This window comes from Sphingobium sp. MI1205 (assembly GCF_001563285.1).
Lineage (GTDB): Bacteria > Pseudomonadota > Alphaproteobacteria > Sphingomonadales > Sphingomonadaceae > Sphingobium.
Genome location: NZ_CP005188.1, coordinates 1,583,462 through 1,608,399 on the forward strand (window position 1 = coordinate 1,583,462; position 24,938 = coordinate 1,608,399).

Annotated in this window: 18 protein-coding genes and 1 tRNA gene; 5 read left to right on the top strand and 14 right to left on the bottom strand. The window is 62.4% G+C overall.

Annotation, left to right across the window (positions count from 1 at the left end; genetic code table 11):
* Window positions 1–4: 4 nt before the first annotated feature.
* The 5 genes from metG to K663_RS07635 all read right to left on the bottom strand — a co-directional run bounded on the left by metG (window position 5) and on the right by K663_RS07635 (window position 5,526).
* A complete protein-coding gene (metG, locus tag K663_RS07615) occupies window positions 5–1,567 on the bottom strand; it encodes a methionine--tRNA ligase (RefSeq protein ID WP_062116144.1) in 1,563 nt (520 codons plus the stop codon).
* Window positions 1,568–1,611: 44 nt separating this feature from the next.
* Window positions 1,612–2,583 (bottom strand): AAA family ATPase, encoded by a 972-nt coding sequence (locus K663_RS07620; protein WP_062116146.1) that lies wholly within the window; start codon window positions 2,581–2,583, stop codon window positions 1,612–1,614.
* Complete coding sequence (gene tmk / locus K663_RS07625; RefSeq protein WP_062116149.1) at window positions 2,580–3,206, bottom strand: dTMP kinase; 627 nt, start codon at window positions 3,204–3,206, stop codon at window positions 2,580–2,582. The genes K663_RS07620 and tmk overlap by 4 nt, the downstream gene beginning before the upstream one ends.
* Window positions 3,203–4,366 (bottom strand): D-alanyl-D-alanine carboxypeptidase family protein, encoded by a 1,164-nt coding sequence (locus K663_RS07630; RefSeq protein WP_062116152.1) that lies wholly within the window; start codon window positions 4,364–4,366, stop codon window positions 3,203–3,205. Before K663_RS07630 ends, tmk begins: the two co-directional genes overlap by 4 nt.
* A 113-nt stretch (window positions 4,367–4,479) precedes the next feature.
* Window positions 4,480–5,526, bottom strand: coding sequence for a lytic murein transglycosylase (locus K663_RS07635; protein ID WP_062116155.1), 1,047 nt, complete (start codon window positions 5,524–5,526; stop codon window positions 4,480–4,482).
* Between the two features lie 147 nt (window positions 5,527–5,673).
* On the opposite strand from K663_RS07635, the gene K663_RS07640 reads away from it, so the two are divergent.
* The 3 genes from K663_RS07640 (at window position 5,674) to K663_RS07650 (ending at window position 6,812) form a co-directional block, all read left to right on the top strand.
* A tRNA-Ser gene (locus K663_RS07640) sits at window positions 5,674–5,763 on the top strand.
* 35 nt (window positions 5,764–5,798) lie between these two features.
* Window positions 5,799–6,101 carry a hypothetical protein gene (locus tag K663_RS07645; RefSeq protein WP_235589544.1) on the top strand — a complete coding sequence of 101 codons (303 nt, stop codon included), beginning with the start codon at window positions 5,799–5,801 and terminating at the stop codon, window positions 6,099–6,101.
* A 285-nt stretch (window positions 6,102–6,386) separates the two neighbouring features.
* Window positions 6,387–6,812, top strand: a complete 426-nt coding sequence (locus tag K663_RS07650) for a DUF983 domain-containing protein (protein ID WP_062120554.1) — start codon at window positions 6,387–6,389, stop codon at window positions 6,810–6,812.
* A 214-nt stretch (window positions 6,813–7,026) separates the two neighbouring features.
* Here the strand turns inward: K663_RS07650 and secA are convergent, their stop codons facing one another.
* Window positions 7,027–9,759, bottom strand: a complete 2,733-nt coding sequence (secA, locus tag K663_RS07655; protein WP_062116159.1) for a preprotein translocase subunit SecA — start codon at window positions 9,757–9,759, stop codon at window positions 7,027–7,029.
* 161 nt (window positions 9,760–9,920) lie between these two features.
* Here secA and argJ point away from each other — a divergent pair, with 161 nt between their 5' ends.
* Window positions 9,921–11,147 carry a bifunctional glutamate N-acetyltransferase/amino-acid acetyltransferase ArgJ gene (argJ, locus tag K663_RS07660; RefSeq protein WP_062116162.1) on the top strand — a complete coding sequence of 409 codons (1,227 nt, stop codon included), beginning with the start codon at window positions 9,921–9,923 and terminating at the stop codon, window positions 11,145–11,147.
* The gene (locus K663_RS07665; protein WP_062116166.1) at window positions 11,147–11,944 is read left to right on the top strand and encodes an inositol monophosphatase family protein; all 798 of its coding nucleotides are present in this window, start codon (window positions 11,147–11,149) and stop codon (window positions 11,942–11,944) included. The genes argJ and K663_RS07665 overlap by 1 nt, the downstream gene beginning before the upstream one ends.
* 82 nt (window positions 11,945–12,026) lie before the next feature.
* Here K663_RS07665 and trxA read toward each other — a convergent pair whose 3' ends face one another.
* From trxA to ahcY, 8 genes are all read right to left on the bottom strand, one after another.
* Window positions 12,027–12,347, bottom strand: a complete 321-nt coding sequence (gene trxA / locus K663_RS07670; protein WP_037468686.1) for a thioredoxin TrxA — start codon at window positions 12,345–12,347, stop codon at window positions 12,027–12,029.
* 29 nt (window positions 12,348–12,376) lie between these two features.
* On the bottom strand, window positions 12,377–15,820 hold the full coding sequence (gene addA / locus K663_RS07675; protein ID WP_062116169.1) for a double-strand break repair helicase AddA: 3,444 nt from the start codon (window positions 15,818–15,820) through the stop codon (window positions 12,377–12,379).
* Entirely contained in the window at window positions 15,801–18,773 is a 2,973-nt protein-coding gene (gene addB / locus K663_RS07680) for a double-strand break repair protein AddB (protein ID WP_062116172.1), read from the bottom strand. Before addB ends, addA begins: the two co-directional genes overlap by 20 nt.
* Complete coding sequence (locus tag K663_RS07685; RefSeq protein WP_062116175.1) at window positions 18,766–19,476, bottom strand: nucleotidyltransferase family protein; 711 nt, start codon at window positions 19,474–19,476, stop codon at window positions 18,766–18,768. Before K663_RS07685 ends, addB begins: the two co-directional genes overlap by 8 nt.
* Entirely contained in the window at window positions 19,473–20,459 is a 987-nt protein-coding gene (locus K663_RS07690) for an aminoglycoside phosphotransferase family protein (RefSeq protein WP_062120557.1), read from the bottom strand. The genes K663_RS07685 and K663_RS07690 overlap by 4 nt, the downstream gene beginning before the upstream one ends.
* Window positions 20,456–20,875 carry a tRNA (adenosine(37)-N6)-threonylcarbamoyltransferase complex ATPase subunit type 1 TsaE gene (gene tsaE, locus K663_RS07695; protein WP_443019002.1) on the bottom strand — a complete coding sequence of 140 codons (420 nt, stop codon included), beginning with the start codon at window positions 20,873–20,875 and terminating at the stop codon, window positions 20,456–20,458. Before tsaE ends, K663_RS07690 begins: the two co-directional genes overlap by 4 nt.
* A gap of 31 nt (window positions 20,876–20,906) precedes the next feature.
* On the bottom strand, window positions 20,907–23,255 hold the full coding sequence (locus K663_RS07700) for a PAS domain-containing sensor histidine kinase (RefSeq protein WP_062116181.1): 2,349 nt from the start codon (window positions 23,253–23,255) through the stop codon (window positions 20,907–20,909).
* Window positions 23,256–23,399: 144 nt separating this feature from the next.
* The gene (gene ahcY, locus K663_RS07705) at window positions 23,400–24,809 is read right to left on the bottom strand and encodes an adenosylhomocysteinase (protein WP_062116184.1); all 1,410 of its coding nucleotides are present in this window, start codon (window positions 24,807–24,809) and stop codon (window positions 23,400–23,402) included.
* Window positions 24,810–24,938: the final 129 nt, after the last annotated feature.

Here is a 24,938-nt window from a genome sequence, read left to right on the forward strand (position 1 = left end):
GACTTCAGGCGTCCGCTTCATTCAATTCAAGGCGGGGAAAAAGAGGCTTGGGCGGAGTGAGGATAAAGCCGGTGGCACACAGTTGGGCATAGAAATCGGAACCGATCGCGCCGTAAGTCCGCCCTTCCCCGCCTATCCCCATCTGGTCCAGCAGCGCCTTCGCGCTGGCCGGGATGACAGGCTGGATGATGATGGCAAGTCCGGCAATGGCTTCGTACAGCGTCGCCAGCACGGCTTCCATACGGGCGGGGTCGGTCTTGCGGAGCGCCCAGGGCGCCTGGACATCGATGTAGGCGTTGCAGGCGAAGACAGCCCGCATCCATGCCTCTATCGCTACCGATGGCGCCAGATCGGACATTGCTGCCTGAAAGCTCTTAGCCGCGCCCGCGATGGTTGTGAGCAGGTCGCTATCGACATCCTGAAGCGCAGGCTGCGGCAGGCGACCTTCGAGATTCTTTGCGATGAAGCTCAAGGTCCGTTGCGCGAGGTTGCCGAAGCTGTTCGCCAGATCGCTGTTGGAGCGCGCCACAATGGCTTCGGCGCTATAGCTGCCGTCATTGCCGAACGTGACTTCGGACAGCAGGAAATAACGCAGCTGATCGACGCCGAAACGATCGGCCAGTTCCATCGGGTCAGCGACATTGCCGACCGATTTCGACATCTTCTCGCCCCGATTGAGCAGGAAGCCGTGGCCAAAGACCTGCTTGGGCAGCGGTAGCTTTGCACTCATCAGGAACGCTGGCCAGTAAACGGCATGAAAACGCACAATATCCTTGCCGATAATATGCGTGATATCGCCGCCTTCCGACCAGTAGCGCGCCATGCGATTAGCATCGTCGGGATATCCGCAGCCGGTCAGGTAATTTGTGAGCGCATCGACCCATACATACATGACATGACCGTCATTGCCCGGCACCTTAACGCCCCAGTCGAAGCTGGTGCGCGAAACGCTGAGATCCGAGAGGCCACCTTCCACAAAGCGCATGATTTCATTGCGGCGGCTGTCGGGCTGGATGAAATCGGGTTGGCTGTTGTAAAGGTCGAGCAGCCTTTGCTGATAAGCGGACAGGCGGAAAAACCAGCTTTCCTCGACGGTCCATTCGACCGGGGTGCCCTGTGGCGACAGCTTTTCGCCGCCGTCCCCGTCAACCAGTTCCTTTTCGTCGTAGAAGGCTTCGTCGCGGATCGAGTACCAGCCCTCATAGCGCCCCAGATAAAGGTCGCCATTCGCCTCCATCGCCTGCCATATGGCCTGAGACGCGCGATGGTGATCAGGCTCGCTGGTGCGGATAAACCGATCATAGCTGATATTCAGCCTGTCGTTCATATCCTTGAAATACCCGGACATTTCATCGGCTAGCGCATGCGGTTCGATGCCTCGGTTGCGGGCGGCCTGGGCCATTTTCAGGCCATGCTCATCCGTGCCGGTCTGGAAGAATACATCACGACCCGTCATCCGCTGGAACCGCGCGATCGCATCAGTGGCGATTACCTCATAGGCATGGCCGATATGCGGGCGGCCGTTGGGATAGCTGATGGCGGTGGTGATCGTGAAAGGCTGCGACATGGGCCTTCCCTAGCGGCTGTTGCTGCTCTCGCAAAGCCCGCTTTTCAGCGCGGATCAGGGGCGAGCGCGGCGACATGGCCGGCAAGTTCGAACGCGACGGCGGCAGGATCAAGCGAAAGAATGATCGCGCCGCCTGCCAGTTGGCGGGCCGCTTCCCACCGTTCAAGCGCAGTGCCGAGGGCGGGGCCGCTGCGTTGGCGGGCGGCATCGGCGATGAATGCGGGCACGCGTTCCAGAAAAGCCTCGTAGCGCGGGCGAGCCGCTTTGCCCGACAGCGCTTTGGCCAGGATCAGGCGGTGGCGATTGCCAGGGTCGCCTTCCGTCGAGATGACGCGAAGCATGCGGTCAATGTCGGTTATGTCGAGGCCCGCATAACGCAGCGCCTTGCCCGGCGCGCCTTCGCCCAGAGCGGCCAGCGCATTGATTTCGTCGGGCGGCAGGTCTGGCTGATCACGACGCAGGACGGTGCGCATCGCCTCCTCACCCAGCGGATCGAAGCGAAGGGTGCGGCAGCGGGAGCGGATGGTCGGCAACAGGCGGCCGGGCGCATGGCTGACGAGCAGGAAGAGCATGTCCGTCGGCGGCTCCTCCAGGGTCTTGAGCAGTGCGTTGGCCGCGCCGCGTTCAAGATCGTCGGCGCTGTCGATCATAACGATGCGGCGGGACGAGAGTGACGGAGCAGACTGGATCAACCGCTGGAGACCGCGCACCTGATCCACCGAAATGTTGCGCGCGGTGCCGCTTTCCTTTTCCAGGCAGTAAAGTTCGGCATAGTCTGGATGGGCATCCGCTTCGACCAACTTGCGGATCGGGTGATCGGTGGCGACCGTAAGACCCGCCCCTTCGGGCGCGGGGCCAGCGGCTTCGGCGAGCAGGCGCATGGCCAGGGCGCGCGCAAAACTCGCTTTACCGATCCCGCGAGGGCCAGCCAGTATCCAGCCATGATGCATGCGACCGCTGCGCGCGGCGGCGAGCAGCATGTCGGCTTGTGCGTCGTGGCCGAGAATGATGGTCATGGAATGAGGTCGCTTAGCGCAGCCATGAGGCGCGAGGTCACGGCTTCAGGATGACCCGCTGCGTCGATGGTGCGTATGCGGCCAGGCTCCTGCGCGGCGAACTTGGCGAAGGCGCTTGCAACGCGGGCGTGAAAGGCAGCGTCACGACCGCCGATGCGATCCGTCGCCTCCCCGTCCCTCGACCATGCGCGCTGCTGTGCTTCGGCTTTCGACAGTGTGAGGAAAAATGTGCGGTCAGGCAGAAAGTCTCCGCTGCCGATGCGGTGAAGTTCCAATATGTCGGCGTCACTGAGGTCACCCATACCCTGATAAGCGCGGCTGCTGTCCAGGAAGCGATCGGACAGAACCCACGCGCCTCGCTCCAGCGCTGGGCGGATGGTTTTTTCGACATGGTCCGCTCGGGCAGCTGCGAAAAGCAGCGCTTCGGCGCGAGGGCTCCAGCGATCCGCATGTCCAGTAAGGAGCAACGCGCGGATCGCTTCTGCGCCAGCGCTGCCGCCGGGTTCGCGGGTTGCCACCACCTCTATGCCCCGTCCGCGCAAAGCATCTGCCAGCGCGCGCAACTGCGTTGATTTGCCCGCGCCCTCCCCGCCTTCCAAGCTGATGAAACGGCCCCGAGTCACCCGAAGAAAGACTTCAGGCCGTTCCAGAGCCGCCCGAATATACCAGCCTCGGCCACATCCTCGCCAGCGACCAGCGGCAGCACCTGCGGCGGCGTGTCGGGCGTGGAAACGATAAGCTCGGCGACCTTCTGCCCCTTGGCAATGGGCGCTTTGATCGGGCCGGTATAAGCGACCTTAACGGAAATATTGCCGGAAGCGGTGCGGGGCAGCGTCACCGCCATATCCCGCGGTGCAACCAGCGGCACACTGGTGGCGCTGCCGAGCTGAACCTCCGCCGTTTCGACGGTCTGGCCCTTCTTGAAAAGCGGCTGGGCTTTCCATGCCTTGAAGCCCCAATCCATGAAGCGCACCGATTCGGCGATGCGGCCGTTGAAACTGGTCAGGCCCGCGACGACCATCACCAGGCGCCGCCCATCCTGCTCGGCAGAGCCAGTAAAGCCATAGCCTGCTTCTGTGGTATGACCGGTCTTCAGCCCGTCGGCGCCCGCGATCTTGCCCAGGATCGGATTACGGTTGCCCTGCGCGATGTCGGCTCCGCCCATCGTCTTGCCCCAAGTGAAGGAGCGCGTGGCGTAGAAGCGTTTGTAGAGATCCGGCGTTTCTTCAATCGTCGCCTCCGCCAGAAGGGCCAGATCCTCTGCGGTGACATAGGTAACGCCTTCATCCGGCCATCCGTTGCTGGTGCCGAAATGGCTGTTTTTCAGGCCGAGCCGCTCCGCTTCGTCATTCATCAGCGCGACGAACGCCTGCTCCGTTCCGGCGATGCCCTCGGCCAGCACGACGCAAGCATCATTGCCCGAAAGCGTGACGATGCCGTGCAGCAGGTTCTCCACCGAGACCTGCTCCCCGGCTGACAGGAACATCGTCGATCCCGCAGCAGGGCCGTGCCACTGCTTCCACGTTTCGGGGCGCACGGTGAATTTCGTGTCGAGCTTCAAATCCCCCTTCTGGATCAGGCGGAATGCGACATGGGCCGTCATCATCTTCGCCATGGACGCAGGGGGAATGCGCGTCTCGCCACCCTTGTCGTACAGCACCGCGCCTGAGGAAAGGTCCTTCATATATGCGATGGGCGCTTCGCTCGTATAAGGTGGAGCGGCGGCCGTGAGCGGCTGCGCCAGCAATCCGACAAAGAGGATGGCGGCTACGGACTTTTTCATGAGGACTGCCTTCGCACTGATGGATTCGGGATGAAAGAATGCCTGCCCCAGTCATTAGCCATGACAGACACATTCTCAAGAGGCCTGGCACAGGAGGAAGCCCCCTTGCGCTGCTATTGCCTGACCGCGTCAGCCAGAAGCCCCACCGACAGCGCATAGAAATTCGAGCAGTTATAATCGAGGATCGCCCGGTAATTGCTGGTGAGCAGATAGGCCGTCTTGCCAGGACCATCGGGTTCCAGCAGCGTCGCCATCACGCTGTCCGCAGGCCAGCCTCCGCCTGTCGGCACGATCCCACGGCTACGCCATTCGGCCATGGTCAGCCATCGGCTGTGACGGTTGAAAACGCGCGGGCATCGGGCGGGCGCGGTCCGTGCAGTTACGCTCCCCCGGTCGAATCCCGCTGGCACCGACACGGCGACCCCCCACGGCTGACCCCGCCGCCATCCGGCCTTCACGAAATAATTGGCGATGGAGGCCAGTGCATCGGCTTCGCTGTTCCAGATATCGACCCGCCCGTCGCCGTCGCCGTCTTTCCCCAGGCGCAGATAGACGCTGGGAAGAAACTGCGGATACCCTGTCGCCCCTGCCCAGCTGCCCACGAGCCGGCTGCGCGGCACGCCATTGTCGAGCATCTTGAGCGTGGCGAGCAGTTCAGGTTCGAACAGGCTGCGGCGACGGCCTTCATAGGACAGCGTCGCCAAAGATCGGATGAGGTCGAAATCACCCGTATAGGAACCATAGTTGGTTTCATGGCCATAGATGGCGACCATGATCTCTTCAGGAACGCCTGTCTCTGCCTCTATCCGGGAAAGCCGGGCGCGGTTGGCAAGATAGGCTGTCCTCCCCCGGCTGATGCGGGCGGCATCGACATGCTTGCGTCGATAGGGTTCAAAATCGGGAATGGGAGAATAGGCCCCTCCCCCCGGCTGGCTCTGGTCAAGTTGAACGACGCGAGGATTGGGCGTGAGCGTCGGAAACACGGAATCGAGGGTCGCCGGCCGAATCCCCATGGCGCTGGCCTTCGGGCGCAGGGCTTCAAGATAGCTGCGAAACCCGGCGTCCTGTCCCATGTCCTGCGCCATGCCAGGCCCCGCCATCAGGCTTCCCACCGAAACCACGGCGAAACGCAGCAGAAGCGAATGAATGGTTGAACGCATTAGAGAATCTCCCTTGCCCCTTTGTGGCACAGCGACATGGGGCGGTGAAATCCTCTCGTGGCCAACATTCTGCAAGAACGCGCTGAAATGACATTTCGGTCATTTTGCGCTTGGCTTACCCGGATGCTTCGCTAGGAAGCTTCGCACGGACAGGTGGCCGAGTGGTTTAAGGCAGCGGTCTTGAAAACCGCCGTGGGTTTACGCTCACCGTGGGTTCGAATCCCACCCTGTCCGCCACACCATATCGCGCACCACATCTCCGCCTCAACTTGATGCGCATCAAGGATGCTTATTTACCATCATGCTATGAAGCAGTCTCTCAAGCGGAGGTTGCGATGTCAGGCGATATGGACGCACCTTATTTTTTCCGGCGTGCGCGGGAGGAAGCCGCCAAGGCAAACAATGCCTTGGCCCGACATGCGCCTGCTGAAGAAGTTGCCGCTCATCGGGAACTTGCACTGCGCTATAAGGTGAGGGCGTTGGCCGCGGCCTCATCACCTGACCAAGTTCTGCACGACGCCATGGAAAATTTTGAAATACCCGGTGACCCCGGCACTGAAAAACGGGCGCATTGAACCGCGACCGCCAGTGAAAGAGCGCCCCCGGGCAAGGGATGCCGGGGGCGCGATCTGTATGCTGTCGGGCATCCAAATCGGCCCGGCGTCTAGCAAAATAAGTCGACGCGGGCAATCCAGAGATTGGCATATCTCCCCAGTGACGTAGCGTCATTTCGGGGCAAGTACTTGAACGCCGTTTAAAGTCGATGGGTGAGACAAAAAGGCCAATTGCATTAGGCAATCTTTTCATCACATGGCAGCATGCGACACGGGGGCCAGATGATGAACAAAGGGAAAAAGCACATGGTTGAGCCCGTCAGCAACTGGCCGCGCCGTTCGGCGATTGAAACCGGCGCGCTGGGCCGATGCCCGAGATGTGGCGATGGTCACATATTCCGCGGATTCCTGACGGTGCGCGATCATTGCGAGGTGTGTGGGCTGGATTATTCCTTCGCCGACCCCGCAGACGGGCCAGCGGTGTTCGTGCAATTATTCGCCTGTGTCCCCGGCGTCATCTTCATCGTGATGCTGGAAATAATGGCCCGTCCGCCGCTTTGGGTACACATTGCCGTTGGCATTCCCGTACTGATCCTCACCACGATACTTCCCCTGCGGCCGATCAAGGGATGGCTGGTCGCGGCGCAATATGTGACGAAGGCGCAGGAAGCGGGCACTGCTGATCTTTGGGCAAAGCTCCATAAAAATGATGGAGACAAACGCGCCGAGTAAAGCATGGTCCAGCTTATGCAGCAGCTGAACCAGGCGAGGGCCGGAGGGAGCATGTGATCTTGCATAGCGCAGATCGCTGTCTCCGCCTGCCAGGACAAGCGAGCGCTCGCTTGTCCTGCCTATTTTGCATCTGAAAGGATATGCGAGACGCTCACTAATCTTGATGCCTGCTCTCGCATGTCAGACTGATTCAGATTGATCAAATCACCCCAGCTCAGGCCAGCGCGCCATGGCAATGCTTGTATTTCTGACCTGACCCGCAGGGACATGGCGCATTTCGGCTGATGTCGAGATTGGCGAACTCGCCGGGCTGCGCATTGCCGACAGGCGGGCGCGGAAGGGTCGTCGTGATGCTGCCCAATTGGCCAGCGTCGATGTCGCCGCTGTTATCCTCTCCCGAGAAGGGATCGATATGGGTGGTGATGAAGTCCGGCAACACCGGCAGATCGAATTCCGGCAGCGGCTCTTCCATGCGGAACTGAACGCGCGCGATCGAGCCAGTCACGTCCTCGCGGATATTGCCGAGCATGCGTTCGAACAGGGCGAAGGCTTCCTGTTTATATTCGTTGATCGGCGTCTTTTGAGCATAAGCGCGCAGATGGACGACCTGACGAAGCGCGTCGAGGGTGGAAAGATGCTCCTTCCAGTGATGATCCAGGCTCTGGAGCAGAATCGACTTTTCGATCATGTGCCAGTTTTCCGGATCGATCTCCTTCACCTTCTCGGCAACGGCTTCATCGGCAAGAGCGTTCAGGCGCTCCTCGATCATTTCGGGATCCACGGCGTCTTCCGCCATCCAAGCATCGAAATCCGGCTCCAGCCCGAGAATTTCGGCAGCGCGATCCTTGAGCCGATCAATATCCCATTGTTCAGGATAGGTGCCGGGCGGGCAGGATGCGCCGACCAGGTCGTTGACGGTTTCGCGGCGCATGTCCGTCACGACATCATCGACTGTGTCAGCGTCCATGATGTCGCTGCGCTGTTCGTAAATGACCTTCCGCTGGTCGTTCATGACGTCATCATATTCGACGACCTGCTTGCGGATGTCGTAGTTGCGCGCCTCGACCTTCCTCTGGGCGGTCTCGATCGCCTTGCTGAGCCATTTGGACGGGGGCAGCGCCTCGCCATCCTCCAGGTTCGAGCGGATCATCTTGGCGAACATCGTGTCCGGGCCAAAGATGCGCATCAGGTCATCGTCGAGGCTGAGGTAAAAGCGCGACAGGCCAGGGTCGCCCTGACGCCCTGAACGGCCGCGCAGCTGATTGTCGATGCGACGGCTTTCATGGCGTTCGGTGGCCAGCACGAACAGGCCGCCAGCCGCGAGCACTTCCGCCTTCTCGGCTTCGATCTCGGCCTCGATGCGGGCGATGGCGGCTTCGCGCTCTGGCCCTTCGGGCATGTCGCGCAGTTCGTCCTCTACGCGCATCTCCAGGTTGCCGCCCAATTTGATGTCGGTGCCGCGACCGGCCATGTTCGTGGCGATAGTCACCGCGCCCTTGCGGCCCGCCTGCGCCACGATATGCGCTTCGCTTTCATGGAAGCGGGCGTTGAGGACGGCGTGCTTCACCCCTTCCTGATTCAGGAATTCGGACAGCATTTCCGACTTTTCGATCGATACCGTGCCGACAAGGACCGGCTGGCCCTTTTCCTGATGCTCACGGATCGTGCGGGCGATGCCGCGGAACTTGTCTTCCAGATTCTTGTAGAAGCTGTCTTCCTCATCAACACGCTGCACCGGGCGGTTGGTCGGGATGGTGACGACGTTCATCTTGTAGATTTCGTAGAATTCCGTCGCTTCGGTCGCCGCCGTGCCGGTCATGCCGCCCAGCTTGGGATACATGCGGAAGAAATTCTGGAAAGTGATCGATGCCAGCGTCTGGTTTTCCGGCTCGATCTGGACCGCTTCCTTGGCCTCGACCGCCTGGTGCAGGCCGTCCGACCAGCGACGGCCTTCCATCATACGGCCAGTGAACTCGTCGATGATGATGATCTTGCCATCTTTGACGATGTAATCAATGTCGCGGCGGAACATGACGTTCGCACGCAGCGCCTGATTGACATGATGGACGACAGCGGTGTTCTCGAAATCATAGAGGTTGGCGCCCTCAAGCAGGCCCGCATCCTCGAGCATGCGCTCGATCTTTTCGGTGCCATCCTCGGTCAGGGTGACGGTGCGCTGCTTTTCGTCCTTCTCGTAGTCAGCATCATCAAGCCGCTTCACGATCGCATCGACAGCGACATAAAGCTCCGACTTGTCGTCGGTAGGACCGGAGATGATCAGCGGGGTACGCGCTTCATCGATCAGGATCGAGTCCACCTCATCGACGATCGCGAAATTGAAGGGCCGCTGCACCATCGATGCGCGGTCATATTTCATGTTGTCGCGCAGATAGTCGAACCCGAGTTCGTTGTTCGTCGCGTAGGTGATGTCGGCGCTATAGGCCTCCCGGCGCTGATCTTCAGACAGGTTGGGGACGATAACCCCGGTTGTGAGGCCCAGGAAGCGATAGACCTGCCCCATCCAGTCGCAGTCACGGCTGGCGAGATAGTCGTTCACGGTAACAACGTGGACGCCCTTCCCCTCCAGCGCGTTCAGGTAAGTGGCGAGCGTCGCGACGAGCGTCTTGCCCTCGCCCGTGCGCATTTCAGCGATCTCACCTCGGTGAAGGACGATGCCGCCGACCATCTGCACATCATAGTGGCGCTGCCCCAGCGTCCGCTTGGCGGCTTCGCGAACGGTGGCGAACGCTTCGGGAAGCAGGTCGTCCAGGGTCTCGCCTTGCGCCAGGCGGTCGCGAAAACGGACGGTCTGAGCCGACAGATCCTCGTCGCTCATGGCGGAAATGGCGGGTTCGAAGGAGGCAATGCGCTCGACGATCTTGCCCAGCGACTTGACGTAGCGGTCGTTGGACGATCCGAAGACTGACTTGGCGAGTGCGCCGAACATGCAAGTTCCTGACAAAAGGGGGGCGCAAGACTTTTCAGGTCAAGCGCACGGATATGCGCGGCGATTTAGGGTTTGGGCGTGGGATAGTCAATTAAGAGCAGTTGATGCCTTTGCATAGCCGGAGTGATTGACGGACAGGCATTATACGCTAATCGGCCGTCATGACACAGCGCTCTCCCCTCGCCCCCGCAGCTTTTCCTGACCTTCCCGCCATCGCCGGGGTGACTACGCGGGTGGCGCGGGCGCGGTACAAAAATTGGGATCGTTGCGACCTGACCTATGTGGAACTGACGGAAGGCACGGCGGTCGCGGGCGTCACGACGCAGAGCAAGTGCCCCTCGCCCGAGGTCGAATGGTGTCGCGACGCAATTCCACTTGGCTCCGCGCGGGCATTGGTGGTGAATGCGGGCAATGCCAACGCCTTTACCGGTCATCGGGGGCGGGCGGCAGTGGAGGCGATCGCGGCGAAGGTCGCTAATCATGTAGGTTGCCTGCCATCGGACGTATTCATTTCCTCAACCGGCGTGATCGGCGTGCCGCTGCCTGTCGACAAGGCAGAGGCGGGGCTGGAAGCAGCCTTTTCCGCAGAAGCCTGTGGCTGGGAAGAAGCAGCAAACACCATCGGGACGACCGATACCTATGCAAAGGGCGCGCGGACAAGCGCGATGATCGGCGGTACGCGAGTAGAGTTGGTGGGGATCATCAAGGGGTCGGGCATGATCGCGCCGGACATGGCGACGATGCTTGGCTATATCTTCACCGATGCAGCGATTGAGCCCAAACTGTTGCAGCAGATGCTATCATCAGCGAACCGGCGGACTTTCTCCTGCATCACGGTAGATAGCGACACTTCGACAAGCGACACGGTGCTGGCCTTCGCTACGGGCAAGGCGGGCAATGCGCGGCTAACGTCGATGGACGATGCGGGTGCCGACGCATTCTACGCCGCGCTTGCCGACCTATGCCTGCAACTGGCGCATCTGGTGGTGCGTGACGGCGAAGGCGCGTCAAAGTTCATCGAGATTTGCGTGGAGGGAGCGGAAAGCGACGCGAGCGCGCATCGTATTGCGCTGTCCATCGCCAATTCACCATTGGTCAAAACGGCCATCGCCGGGGAGGATGCCAATTGGGGGCGTGTGGTGATGGCGGTGGGCAAGGCGGGTGAGCCTGCGGACCGCGACAAGCTGTCCATCCGTTTCGGCGCGACGCAGGTGGCGTCGGGCGGCTTGGCGGTCGAAGGCTATGACGAGGCGCCGGTCGCCGCGCATCTTAAAGGCCAGGATATCCAGATCGGCGTCGATCTGGGCCTTGGCGAAGGCCGCGCCACGGTTTGGACATGCGACCTGACGCACGGATACATCTCGATCAACGCGGATTATCGCAGCTGATGCCGATCGAACTGCATGAGCCGGTCATCGCCCTGATGCGCGACGTTGCGCGCGACGTCATCATGCCGCGCTACCAGAATCTGCGCGCGCACGAAATCAGTGAGAAGGCGGCCGACGACCTTGTCACCATCGCGGACAAGGAAAGCGAGGTCCGGCTTGCGGACGGGCTGATCAACATCCTGCCCGAAGCGGGCGTCATCGGCGAGGAAGCCTGCGCCGCCGATCCCGCGATTCTGGAGCGCGCAGGCAAGGGGCTGAACTGGATCGTCGATCCGATCGATGGCACTGGCAATTTCGCGGCTGGACGGCCACCTTTCGGCATCATGATCGCGTTGGCCGATGAGGGTGCCACGCTGGCCGGATGGATACTGGACCCGCTGACGGGGCGCCTGTGCCACGCCATACTGGGCGCTGGCAGTCATATCGATGGCGAGCGGGTGCAGGCGCGCGAGAGCGATGACGCTCTGCCGGTGGCGGCGCTGGCCGTTTACTTCATGACGCCTGAAGAGCGCGCCGACATTCAGCGGCGGGCCGAGGGCAATTTCTCGCTGGTGGACATTCCCCGGTGCGCGGCGGAGCAATATCCGCGGCTGGTGCTGGGGCAGAACGATGTGTCGGTCTTTGCCCGCACCCTTCCTTGGGATCATGCGGCGGGGACGCTGTTTCTCAACGAAGCGGGAGGATGCTGCCAGCGGCTCGATGGATCGCCCTATATGGTAGGGGATCTGCGAAGAGGCTTGCTGGGCGCTTCATCGCCACGATTGTGGAATGTGGCGGCGGATACATTATTTCGCTGATCGGACGATCGCCGTCCTCCCGCCCAACTGACACAATCCGGCGCAAGGAACGGAGCCGCGACGCGCGCGGCCCCGTATCGACTTAAAGGACGCTTTCGATCCAGCCCTTGAGCGCGCTCTTGGGAGCTGCGCCGACCTTCGTCGCCGCTGCTTCGCCGTTTTTGAACAGGATCATCGTCGGAATGCCGCGCACGCCATATTTACCCGGCGCCTCGGGATTTTCGTCAATGTTGATCTTGGCAATGGTGACCTTGTCGGCCAGTTCTTCCGAAATCTCTTCCAAGGCGGGGCCGATCATCTTGCACGGACCACACCATTCCGCCCAGAAATCGACGAGCACGGGCTTGTCGGCGTCGATTACGTCCGCCTGAAAGCTGAGGTCGGTGACTGCCTTGGTAGCCATATCAATATTCTCCTTCAATTGGCGGATATCTAGGATGGTGACGCATCCGTCTCAACGGGTGAAGGCGGCAAATTCTCCTGCGCGGGGTAGAAGCCCGGCTTGTGTGCGGCGAGAAGATCGTCTGGAAGCGCGATCAGCCGGGGCGCACTCGTATAAAGCAGCCCTGCCTCAATCCGGCGTCCGGGGAAAATGACCTGAAGTGCAGCAGTGTAGGCGGCCATTTGCCGTATGTGGGCGACCGGCACGTCATCGACCGTAAGCGGCGCGATGCGCCCGGTCTTGAAGTCGATCACCCGCACATGGTCCGGCGAAACACATAGCCGGTCCACCGTTCCTGCCACCACCACTTCTCCAACGACCGCTGCGACGGGGGCTTCAGCCAAAGCCCCCGGCGCGAACAGAGGCGCAAAATGGCTGTCCTCTATCACGCGCAGCGCCTGTACGATGACGTCATGGCGCACCGATGCATCCACTGCGCCCTGTTGTTCAAGCCAGCGATCCGCGCGCTCCCGCCGCTGGTCTGGTGGCACATCCGGCAGTCGTTCGAACAAGGCGTGGAGCCAGCGCCCCCGCTCGCTGGCCGCGCGCATCGCGGGCGTAGGCGGCGGATAGGGCACATCATCCTCCACCGGCGCGGATGGTGCGAGAGGTCTAGGCGGCCGTGCTTCCTCGGGCGCGGGTTGGCGCAGCCAGACCGGTTCGGAAAAGTCCGCTTTTTCACCAGCAGTGACGGTCTCGGGCGGGCGCGCAGTCAACTCTTCGCTGCCACGCCAGCATCGCCGTGCACCCCAGAGCGGGTCATCCTCCCACTCCGCGCCCAGCGCGATGAGCGCATTTTCGACCGCGCTGAACCAGCTTTCGGGCTGCGGCATGCCCCTGGCGCGGGGACCGAGAGAACCGGTGACGATCAGCCTTTCCTCGGCGCGGGTCAGCGCGACGTAGAGCAACCGCCAATGCTCCTCCCGCTCGGCGGCCCGGGCTTCCTCCAGAACGCGGCCGATCGGGCCAAGCCGTTCGGTCTTGCGCGGTGCGGGGATCGGCAGGCCATTCCATTCGAGCGAGTCGGCGCGCGTTCCGGCGTCGGGATCAAGACAGGCGTCGGCCAGGATGACGACCGGCGCCTGCAAACCCTTTGCGCCATGAACCGTCAGCAGCCGAAGCGAATCACCCTGGGCCGCGGCGTCGCGAACTATTTCCACCTCACCTCGATCGAACCAATCGACGAAGCGCTGCAAGGAGGGATGATCGTCCGTTTCGAATGCCAGCGCCGCATTCAGCAACTCCTCGATCGGGTCCGCAGCCTCTATGCCCAGCCGCTCGATCAAATGGCGGCGTCCGTCCATGGGACCAGACAGGATCGCTTCGAGATAGCGATACGGTGTCGTCAGGTCCGCGCGGCCCAGCAATGTCCGCAGCGGGGCAAGCAGATCATCGTTCAGCGTACGGGTGAGATGCTGCCACAGCCCTGTGCGGCGGCCCATGGCGCGCATCATCAGATCGTCCTGTGACCATCCGATCAGGGGCGAAACCAGCAGCGAGGCGAGGTTCAGATCATCTTCCGGCTGCACAGCAAAGCGCAAAGCGGCGAGCAGGTCGCGCACTGCGAGTGGCGCATTCAGCCGCAGGCGGTCGATCCCGGCGACGGCCACCCCCTCTTCATAGAGACGCGCGACGATCAGCCGTGCGAGTTCGCTGCGGCGGCGCACCAGGATCATGATGTCACCGGCAGTGATCGAACGACCCCGGCTTTCGAGCATCATGCCGTCGTCGATCCACTGGCGGATCTGACGGGCGATATTCTGCGCAAGCAGCCGCTCCTGATCTGCGGCCCAATCCTCCTCCCCTTCCGCATCGTCCGACAGGCCGGCGATGGCGGGCTTCCACAGCAGAACTTCGCCGGGAAAGCGATTGGCGCTGATATGCCGGACCGCGCCTTGAGGAAGGCCCAGCCGCTCGGCGTTAAGGGTCGCGATAGTATGATCGACCACATCGAGTACGGCAGGGGTTGAGCGAAAGCTGCGTTCCAGCGAAAGGTCGTGAAAGGGATGGTCTGCATCCTGTGCGTGGCGCTGGAACAGGATCTGCGCAGCGGCGAAGGCTTGCGGGCTGGTGCCCTGAAAGCCGAAGATGGCCTGCTTGAAATCACCGACGGTGAAAATCGTGCGGACGCGATCGCCCTTTGCACCTTCACCCGCGAAGAATTCGGCGGCCAGCGCCCCTACGATCTGCCACTGGCTGACATTGGTGTCCTGCGCTTCATCGACCATGATGTGATCGATCCGCTGATCGAGCTTGTAGCGAATCCAGTCGGCGATGCCCGGCTGCGACAAAAGCTCTGCGGTACGGGCGATAAGGTCGTTGAAGTCCACCGCGCCAGCGAGTTGTTTCGCTTCGCCATTGGCCCTTGCATAAGCGCGCCCTGCATGGAGCGCCTGTCCGAGAAGGTCGGCATAGGCGGCAAGCGACTTGAGGCTCAACAGTTCGGCGCAGCGGGCATGAAGCCTGGCGCTTGCTTCGCCATAGCCATCGACAGGCGGAACATAGCCCTTGGCGGAGATGATGTCGCCGTCCGCCTTCTTCGCCCATGCGGCGTGCAAATCCTCCAACGTCTCCGCCCGCCCGGAGCCGTCTAGCGCGCCCCACCGGGCAATGCGGTCGCAGCGTTCGAGCGCCCTGCTCGTGCCCCAATCCGCGTTTGCCTGCGCGATCCAGGCCAGCGTCCGCATGTCGAAGAGGGCGTCATCGCACTGACTGGCGATATGGGCGCTGATGTCGCCTTCGGGCAGGTCAAGTTCGCGGTAGAGCCAGATGGCGATGTCGTCAGGCAGTTGTTCAAGCGCCGGGAGGTGCGATGCGCAGCGCAACAGGAATTGCTCCGCTCCGCCTTCGCCCAGGCGCAGGCTGATCGCCTGAAGCGCCTCCATCAGACGCTCGTCGCCCTGTTCCTGCGCACGCACGACCAAGTCGGCGAGCGTCTGGCGAGCCAGCGTCGCCTGCTCGCGCTGGTCGAGGGGGCGAAAGCCGGGCGGCAGGTCGGCTTCCAGCGGGAAAGCGGTCAGCAGTTGCTGGCAAAAGCCATGGATGGTCTGGATACGCAGCCCGCCACCTGTGGATTCCAGCACCTCGGCAAAGAGACGGCGAGCGCGATTGCGGGCTTCGGGCCCCGACTCCTCGTGAAGCGCCTCCAAGTCGTTGAAGAGTTCGGCCTCCTCCATCTGGACCCAGGCAGCAAGACGATCGTGGATTCGGTCGGCCATTTCCGCCGCCCCGGCCTTGGTGAAGGTGAGGCAGAGGATATTTTCCGGCCGCACACCCTGAAGCAGTAGGCGAAACACGCGCGCGGTGAGCACATGGGTCTTGCCCGTCCCGGCGGACGCCGACAACCAGACATGGGCGTCTGGCGCCGCGGCAAGCGCCTGCGCACCGGCAAGCGGCTGCAGGGCGTTGGATTTCCTAGCCATCGTCGCGCCCATACCATTCTTCCAGCCGCATGAGCTGGTCATAATCCCCATAGCTGGCGACTTCGGGGTTCACTTGGGCGTCAAACGGCGCCTGACCGGTCAGATAGGCCGCTGCTACCTCCTCAAACCGGGCGTGAACGAAAGAGGTGAAGTCCGCCGTGACGATCTTGTCTCGCTTGCCCATCGGATCGACGGGGCTGTCACGATAGCCGAAAGCGTCATTCTTTTTGGCGAGCGACCAATATTCGAAACATCCCGCCCTTCTGTCGCCATCGACCGCTGCGAATCCTCCCTGTTCGGCGATCAGGCCAAGCAGTCCCAGCTGTAAGGAATAGCCTGCCCTCACCTGCTTCGCGCTGGGCGGTTTACCGGTCTTGTAATCGACGATGGCGAGGGAACCGTCCGGCATACGGTCTATCCGGTCGGCCTTGCCGGTCAGGGTGACGCCCGCGATATCCGCCCTGCCGTCACTTTCAACTGCCAATATCGTGCGGCCCGCAGCCTGATCGGCTGCGACCTCTGCGGCGATCCAGCGGATCGCTTCGATCAGGCGGGGCTGCCACAAAGCCTTGAGCAGCGGGTGGACATCGGGCCGGTCGAACATGGCGCGGGCACGGGCTTCCAAGTCGGCAGGATCGCGTCCCGCCTCCGCCCAATGCTGGAGGATTTCATGCACAGCCGTACCACGCCAGGCCGGGCCCGCGTCGGCGTCGATCGGATCAAGCCGGTTCAGCCGCAGGATGCGCTTGGCGTAGAAAGCATAAGGGTCAGCCTTCAAGCGATCGACATCCGTAACCGGGATCAGCTTTGGCCGGACGGAGGCGGGTGGCACTGGCGCGGGACGTCGGCTGGGCTTGTGAACGGCCGGGCGATCCAGCGCATGCGCGAGAGCGGCATAGCGATCAGCGCTTTTCCATTGTGGTCCAGCCATGGCCTTCAACCGCAGCCAGAAGCGGGATGCGACAGCAGGACCGCTGGCCCCTCTTTTTGCCCGCGTGATAAGAACGTGCGGCGCTCCCAGAGCGCTCGCAAAGTCATGGGCCGCCCGACCGATGCGGCTTTCCAATCCGGGAAGGCCAAGCTCACGCCTTATGCGCGGAGCCAACCACGGGTCGGGCGACGGCAGGCCGGGCCATGTGCCCTCGTTAAGGCCGCCCAGAATCATGACGTCAGCCTGCACCAGTTGCGCCTCGATCAGGCCCAATATCGCAATGCGGGGATGGCCACCCTGCACCGGGCGGACAGACACGCCACCGAGCAGATGGTCGAGAAGCACGGGGAGCGAGCGGATATCAGCCTGCTGCGGTCCTTCCGCGACGGCTTGCTCCATTTCCGCAAACAGATCTGCCGCCGCGCGGCCCTGCGCGCCGGCCCAGACCGCATCGCCGGTCAATGCCCCGGCCCGATCCCGGATTGTTGCCAACTGCGTGAGAAAATTCGGAGCTGACGTCAATATCTGCTCCAGGGGAAGGAGCAATGTGCGCGCAGTCTGCCACCATTGCAGCACTGCGGCGCGCAGATTGCGCTGACGATCCTCACCCTCCCGCTCAGCCAACAGCATATCGATGCCCTGAAGGCCTGCCGGAGGACGCGGGCCGCGTAGCAACAGGTCCAGCCCGCGCACGCCCTCCAGCCAGGGCAAACGCTCCTCACCGCGCATGACCAGCGGATGTTTCAGCAGGGTGAGCAGCGCGACCGGCGCGAAGCGCTCTGCAACCGCTTCAGCAAGCGCAATCAGCAAGGTGCCGGGCGGCAGGCGAGATAAGGGCACGCCCGCGGAATCATCGGCAGCTATCCCCCATCGAGCGAGATGAGCAGAAACGCGGGTAGCGAGTTGACGGTCCGGCGTCACCAGAGCAGCGGTGCGCCCCGGTGTCTCGATAGCTTCGCGCAGGGCAATCGCAATCGCCTGCGCTTCTTCGCCGGGTGTGGCCACCTCCAACGCTTCGACACCGCCCAGCGAGCGGTCGGCGGTCTTGAGGTCACGCCATCTGCTCGTGAGGCGAGGAGGCAGCATCGCATTGGAAATATTGCGGCCACGAACGGCGCGAGCGTCATGCTCGCTGCCCCAGCGCCAGAGTGCGACATCTTCGCGGGTCGCGCTCATTCGGTCGAGCAGGCGCTTCAAGGCATATTGGGGATGTGTTTCATGTCCCGCAGGGGCGCGACCGGTGATCGGGTCAGCGGGGAATGGGCCAATGGCATCCCATGCATCCTCGCCCATTTCCTGATCCAGCCCGGCGAACACGACATTGCCGCGCGGCAGTGTGGCGATGCGTCGCAGCAGGCTGGCAACGGCGGGCGCGGTGGTGGCGATACCAGCGGCGATGACGAAGCCCGACGGAGGCTCGATACCCCAGCGCGCCGCCAACCGATCGAACAGGCGGTTGCGGCGATCGGCGAGGTCGATAAGGCCAAGCCGAGCCAGTTCCTCTGGCCAGCGGCGAATGAGGATGGAGAACAGGTCGAGCGACCTTTGCCAATGGCCGGAAAGCTCATCAGAAAGAGATAGATCGGCAAGCGCGGTAATCGCCACCCTCTCAACCTGCATCTGGTCCAGCACCGCCCCTAGCGCTTGGCCGAGCTTGATCGCCTGCGCCGCGTCGATCGGTTGACCGGACGCCTGTTGGACCATCCGCGCCAGGATCATCTGCCGCCGCATTGGTGTAATCGCAGGCGGGATCGCGTCCCCCTCGCCCAACGGGTCCAGCGCACCGCCAGCCTGTTCGCCAAGGTCCGGATCGCCGATCGCCACCAGCCGCGGCAGCAATAGCCCACCGCCAGACCGACGGACGAAGGCGTCGCTAACGGCGCGAATGGCGCGGTTGGTGGGCAGCAGGATCATCCCCTGCGCCAGTGCCATGGCGTCGCCACCATGCTGGGCGATGATCCCGGCGGCCAACGCATCGGAAAAAGCGCGATGCGCGGGAATGTTGAACAAGGCTGGCCGGGTGCGATCACCCATGAGCAAGCATAGACTCCACGACCGGGATCGCGCGTGGCGTGCCGACATCGAACCAGAGGCCCTGATGTGAAACGCCATACAGGCGCCCCGCCTCTATAGCCCGGTTCCAGAAAATGTTGGTCGAAAATACATCAGATGGCGGATCGACCAGCAGGCTGGGCGAGAGGATCTGTACGCCCGTGAATACGAAGGGCGCAATATGCGCGGGCTTTCGGCGGCTAAGCCGTCCCGACGCGTCCATGTGAAAATCGCCGGGGCCTGTGTGGCAATGCGCCCTGGCGAGCGGCACGAGCAACAACAGCGCATCCATTCTGTCGGGATTCCAAAGACGCTGCATCATGCCCAGGGTCTCCTGCGGCCCGTCAATCCACAGATTGTCGCTGTTAGCGCAGAAGAATGGCTTGTCACCCAGCAGTTCACGGGCATGTATCAGGCCACCGCCGGTTTCCAGCAGCTTGGCTCGCTCGTCGGATATCAGGACCCGCATACCGTCGCGCTGGGCGTGTAAATGCGCCTCCACCGTGTCAGCCAGATAATGGACGTTCACCACGACTTTCTGGATGCCCCCGGCGGCCAGCCGGGCGAGCGCATGATCCATCAAGGGCTTGCCCGCGACCTTGACCAGCGGCTTTGGCCGGGTAGCCGTGAGTGGACGCATCCGCTTGCCCAGGCCTGCCGCCATCAACATTGCCGTGTCGATCATGCCGGAGCCTGATCCTTAAGGGCTGCATGCCGCATCTCTGCCGGGATATAGGCGTCGAACCAGTCAGCTACCGGTGCAAGGGCAGGATGCGCCAGGTCCCGCTCCAACAATCCCCACATGCGGGGCAGGTAGGACAGGTAACGGGGCTTTCCGTCCCTCTTCCAAAGGCGAGTGAAAATCCCGATGATCTTCGCATTGCGTTGCGCGCCCAGCACCGCATAGGCGGCGTCAAAGTCGGCTGGCGGATTGGCCAGCGTGCGATAATGGTCGAGCATTGCGGCTTCCACGGCGGGTGAGACATCACGCCGTGCGTCCTGAAGCAATGACACGAGATCATAGGCGGGATGGCCTGCCAATGCGTCCTGAAAATCAAGGAGGCCGAGCCCTCGCGCCTGAGGCCGGTCAATCAGCATGACATTTTCAGCGTGGTAATCGCGTAGCACTGTGACAACGGGACTGGCGGAATGCTCGACGATCGGCAGCACGGCGTCCCAAGCGCGAATATAAGACTCCGCATCCACTGGCAGACCAACGACCGGGCAATACCATTCGGTGAGCAGGCCAGCCTCTCGCTGATAAACCTCCCGGTCATAAGGCGGCACATCAGCGGCAGGCATTCGATGAAGATCGGCGAGCAACGCGACGGCGCGCGTATAGACCTCAACTTCTTCGGCAGGGTTTTCGTCGAGATGCTCCTTGAGCCGCAGATCACCGAAATCCTCGATCAGCACCAGTCCCTGATCGAGATCACGGGCCAGGATGGTCGGCGCTGCAAACCCCTGTCCGACCAGATGCTCGGCAACGGCGATGAAGGGGCGCGGATCCTCATGCGGTGGCGGCGCGTCCATCAGCACTGCGCGGCGGTGGCCATCGACAACGCGGAAATAGCGGCGGAAAGAGGCGTCACCCGCCAGCGGAACAACCGCAGCACTGCCCCACCCCGCTTGCGCGAGGAAAGCGGGAGCAGCGGCGGGCGGGATCATATCTGCGACCATCGATCCGTCCAAGCGTCAGGCACGCGCGCTGTCAAGCGGCGTGCGCCATCGGGTTCGATGTCGATGTGGAGCCGCAGCGCATCCGGCCAGGCATCCGGTCCCATGCGCTCGGGCCATTCGACGATCAGCAGGCTATCCATGAGATAATAGTCAAGCGCGAGTTCTTCTGCCTCTTCCGCATGGTTCAACCGATAGAGGTCCACATGGGCGACCGGCAGCTTCACCTCCGGTATGTCATAGGGTTGTACGATGGCGAAACTGGGACTCGGCGCTTCGCCCTCCAGGCCCAACCCTTCCAATATACCGCGCGCCAGAGTCGTCTTGCCCGCGCCCAGTCCGCCTTCGAGCGCGATGACGTCCCCGATGCGCGCCGTATCCGCAAGGCGACGGCCAAACGCCAGCATGGCCGCTTCATCCGCCAAAACCAGCGCAGGTTCAGCCACGGGGAAGCTCGATCACCGCCATCGTGCCCTGCCCCGGTTCGGATACCAGTTGCAGGCTGCCGCCATGCGCTTCGGCGAGCTGCTTGGCGAGCGGCAGGCCGATCCCCGCCTTCTCGCCGCTGCGCGCCTGCTCCGCCCGCGCGGCTGCGTCGAAAATCGTCGCCTGGCGCTGAACGCTGATGCCGGGCCCGTTGTCCGACACCACCAGTCGGGCACTTTCGCCGCTGCCGTCACCGTGCAGCAGCACGCGTGCCCCGCGGCCGCTGTAGCAAACCGCATTTTCCAGCAGATGATCCAACGCCTGGCCAATCCTGCGCCTGTCGCCTTCAACCTGACCGAGCGTGTCATGCAGGGATAGAGCAAGATCGATCCCCTTGGCCTCGGCGTCGCCCTTGATGCGCGCGACGCTGTCTTTCGCCAACTGGGCAAGATCAACCGGCGCACGGTCGATCGGCAGGGTTCCCGCTTCGCCCTGGGTCATGTCCAACACATTGTCGATCAGCATGGAAAGTCGACTGGTGCTTTGCAGGATGCCATCGACATATTCCTTTGCCGACTCGCTCATCTCGCCCGCATAGCCCGCGCTCATCATTTCGGCGAAGCCTGCGATGGTCGTCAGCGGGGTACGCAGCTCATAGCTCATATTGGTCACGAAGGCTGTCTTGACCCGATCAGCCTGCTCCAGTGCTTCGTTGCGATCGCGCAGCACCTGCTCCACGCGCCGGCTGTCGGTGACGTCCAGCATGGTAAAAAGGGCATTGCCATCGGGAAGTGGAATGGCGGCAAATTCAAAGATACGACCGTCAGCGAACCCGACATGGCCGACGCGCTGCTTGCGCTCTACCGTAGCTGCACGGACCAGTTCCCGGACCAGGTTGGCTTGTTGCGGCTTGGCAAGGCGCGACTGAACAGCGCGCATCAATTCGTCGATGCGCGGATGCTGTGCCAGCAGATCTTCGGAAATATCCCAGATCGTGCGGAAACGGCTGTTCCACAGGGACAGGCGGCCATCGGACGAAAAGACACCGATCGATTCGAACAGATTGTCGAACGTCGCGGTACGGACGCGCAGCAAAGTGTCGCGCGCGCTGGAAAGCTGAACCTGTTCGGTTCGATCCTCGAATATGAGGAGCAGGCCGCCGTCGGGCAGCGGCTGAGCATAGACCCGCAAATGGGTGCCATCGGCGAGAAGCCAGTTCTCCTCACGCGGATCAGGGGAAAGAAACCAGTCGCGCCGCTCCGCTCGCCAGGCAGGAAAATCGCGATGTTCGGGCAATCGGCGCGCCTCGCGCATGCGGTCGAGTACGCGCTCGAAGACCGGCTGATCGGCTAAATGGTCCTGGTCGAGACCAAACAGGCTCATGAACGGCTGATTCCAGAAACTCAGCGCTCGATCGGGTCCAAAGCGCGCCACGCCAGCGGACAGGCGATCGAGCAGGTCGCGCTGCGCCGCCTCCAGACGGCGATGCTCCACGCGCGCCTGTTCGAGTTCGTTCTGATCCATTGCGAAGCCTGCGACGCCGGCATCGCCAAGAGGCACATCGACGACGCGCATCGTGCGCCTTTCGCCATCGATCGTGGCTGGCACGATGCGCTCCACCGCGCAGCTTTCCGAGAGCGCCTGTTTCGCGGCTGCTTCCGGGGTAAGACCACTTACGGTCTCAACCAGTTCCGTCCCCTGCGCGATGACTTCAGCCGCGCTATCGCCATCGACCGCGCGGACATAGGCGGCGTTGACCAAGCTAAGCCGCATGTCCGGCGTGCGATGCCACATCGGAAAAGGCGCGGCTTCAACAAGCCCCGCCAACGCCTCCAGCGCGTCGCGCAATTGCTCGACCTTGCTCTTCAATGCCTGGATTTCCGACTGGCTGTCGGTTGCGTCGAAGATCCAGAGGACGACGCTGCCACTCTCCGCCAGCGCCGGGCCTGCTGGCGCACCCCGCACCAGTAGCAGGCGCGTTGAGCCCTCGCCCCGCACGGGCAAAGCAAAGCTGCGGCCCGCCCGCTGCGCCGCCGCGATTTCCTGCGCGAGAACGGCTGCATCCTGCGGCTCCAGCCCCCCGTCAGCCGCCGTCAGGTCGGACACGAAAGCGGGGACCCGGTCTTTGCCCAACCACTTCGCCAGGCGGTCCACGGCTTCGATCCGACCATCGGCATGTATGATGATAGGGGCTGCGGGCGCGGATGCGAGCAGGCTGGACAGGCGATCGAACTTGCCCTGTGCCTGCATCCCTTCGCCCCGCATGCGCTGGCCGGTGGACAAGGCCCAGACGGCGGCTGCAAGCCATCCGGCGAGCACGATCCCCAATATGACGGCTGCGAACGGGGTCAATGACGTCATTGCGCCTGCTTACCCCCCATCACAACCTGCCAGCCCCCTTTTCATGATTATCAGGGGACTAACCCAAGTCGCTGGCAGCGTGAAGCGCTTCGTGGAGAGCACCAGCAAAAAAGGGGAGGCTTTCGCCTCCCCTTCCCGGTTCGCTTAGTAGCGGTAGTGGTCCGGTTTGAACGGCCCTTCCTGCGTCACGCCGATATAGGCCGCCTGCTTGGGGGTCAGCTTGGATAGCTTCACGCCCAGCTTTTCTAGGTGAAGCGCAGCGACCTTTTCATCCAGATGCTTGGGAAGGACATAGACGTCGTTCTTATACTCATCCGACTTGGTCCACAGTTCGATCTGCGCCAGCACCTGATTGGTAAAGCTCGACGACATGACGAAGCTGGGGTGGCCGGTGGCGCAGCCCAGATTGACCAGGCGGCCCTTCGCCAGCACGATGATCTTCTTGCCATCGGCGAATTCAACCTCATCGACCTGCGGCTTGATCTCGGTCCACTTCATATTGTTGAGACCAGCGATCTGGATCTCGCTGTCGAAGTGGCCGATGTTGCAGACGATCGCCATGTTCTTCATCGCGCGCATGTGATCGACGGTGATGACGTCTTCATTGCCGGTCGCGGTGACGAAGATGTCAGCCCGGGTGGCGGCCTCTTCCATCGTCACGACTTCATAGCCTTCCATCGCCGCCTGCAGCGCGCAGATCGGATCGACTTCGGTCACCAGAACGCGCGCCCCGCCGTTGCGGAGCGATGCGGCCGAGCCCTTGCCAACGTCGCCGAAGCCCGCAACGCAAGCGACCTTGCCAGCCAGCATGACGTCGGTGGCGCGACGGATGGCGTCGACCAGCGATTCCTTGCAGCCATAGAGATTGTCGAACTTCGACTTGGTGACGCTGTCGTTGACGTTGATCGCCGGGAAGGGAAGCTTGCCCTTCTTGGCAAGCTCATACAGGCGGTGAACGCCGGTCGTGGTTTCTTCCGACACGCCCTTGATCGCCGCGACGGTCCTGGTCAGGTAGCCCGGACGCTCGGCCAGGAAGCGCTTGAGCGTCGCGACGAAGATTTCTTCTTCCTCGTTACCAGGCGTGAACAGTTCTTCCCCGGCCTCGACGCGCGCGCCCCACAGCGCGAACATGGTGGCGTCGCCGCCATCGTCAAGGATCATGTTGCAGGTCATGTCACCCCAATCGAAGATGCGGATGACATAGTCCCAATATTCTTCCAGCGTTTCGCCCTTCACGGCGAAGACGGGAATGCCGCGCGCGGCGATGGCGGCGGCGGCATGGTCCTGCGTGGAGAAAATGTTGCACGAGGCCCAGCGGATTTCAGCGCCCAGTTCGGCCAGCGTTTCAATCAGCACGGCGGTCTGGATCGTCATGTGCAGCGATCCGGTGATGCGCGCGCCTTTCAGCGGCTTGGCAGCGCCAAATTCCTGGCGCAGAGCCATGAGGCCGGGCATTTCGGTCTCGGCGATCTCGATTTCCTTGCGGCCGAAAGCGGCAAGGCTGATGTCGGCGATCACATAATCCTGCGCCTGAGCGGCGGGTGCGGTGGCCACGAGCGGGTCTCCATTGGTCTAGAATGTGCCGGAGCCGCTCGACGAACGAGACGGCGGCGATGGGCTGCGCTTTACCAATCGCAGCCCATGATGGCAACTCAATATAAAGTTTTCTTTATGTCGATCCGG